The 1,083-nt window shown below is 62.0% G+C and carries 1 protein-coding gene; it reads right to left on the reverse strand.

Features of this window, described 5'->3' with window-relative positions:
• Positions 1–1,083: elongation factor Tu (gene tuf, locus CI15_RS19360; protein WP_062129929.1), on the reverse strand; the 1,083-nt coding region annotated here is incomplete at both ends.

The following is a 1,083-nucleotide window of genomic DNA, read 5'->3' on the forward strand; positions in this document are numbered from 1 at the left end:
CACCTTCGCGAATTGCGAAACGCAGGCCTTCTTCCATCGCGATCGGGTTGATCAGCTTCACCGTGATCGACACGTTGTCGCCCGGCATCACCATTTCCTTGTCCTTCGGCAGCTCGATCGAGCCCGTCACGTCCGTCGTACGGAAGTAGAACTGCGGACGGTAGTTGTTGAAGAACGGCGTGTGACGGCCGCCTTCGTCCTTGCTCAGCACGTACACTTCAGCCGTGAAGTGCGTGTGCGGGTTGATCGAACCCGGCTTCGCCAGAACCTGACCACGCTCGACGTCTTCACGCTTCGTGCCGCGCAGCAGGATACCGACGTTGTCGCCCGCCTGACCCTGGTCGAGCAGCTTGCGGAACATTTCCACGCCCGTGCAGGTCGTCTTCACCGTCGGCTTGATACCGACGATTTCGATTTCTTCGCCGACCTTGACGACGCCGCGCTCAACGCGACCCGTCACCACCGTGCCACGACCCGAGATCGAGAACACGTCTTCCACCGGCATCAGGAACGAACCGTCAATCGCGCGCTCCGGCGTCGGGATGTACGTGTCCAGCGCGTCGGCCAGGTTCATGATCGCCACTTCGCCCAGCTCGCCCTTGTCGCCTTCCAGCGCCAGCTTGGCCGAACCCTTGATGATCGGCGTGTCGTCGCCCGGGAAGTCGTACTTCGACAGAAGTTCGCGAACTTCCATTTCGACGAGCTCGAGCAGCTCGGCGTCGTCCACCATGTCGCACTTGTTCAGGAACACGATGATGTACGGAACACCAACCTGACGCGCCAGCAGGATGTGCTCACGCGTTTGCGGCATCGGGCCGTCAGCGGCCGAGCACACCAGGATTGCGCCGTCCATCTGTGCCGCGCCCGTGATCATGTTCTTCACATAGTCAGCGTGGCCCGGGCAGTCGACGTGTGCGTAGTGGCGGTTAGCCGTTTCGTACTCGACGTGCGCGGTGTTGATGGTGATGCCGCGCGCCTTTTCTTCCGGCGCCGCGTCGATCTGGTCGTACGCCTTCGCTTCACCGCCAAACTTCTGCGTCAGAACCGTCGTGTTCCCCGCCGTATGGCTGGCGTTTGCGCCGG

Source organism: Paraburkholderia monticola (assembly GCF_001580545.1).
GTDB lineage: Bacteria > Pseudomonadota > Gammaproteobacteria > Burkholderiales > Burkholderiaceae > Paraburkholderia > Paraburkholderia monticola.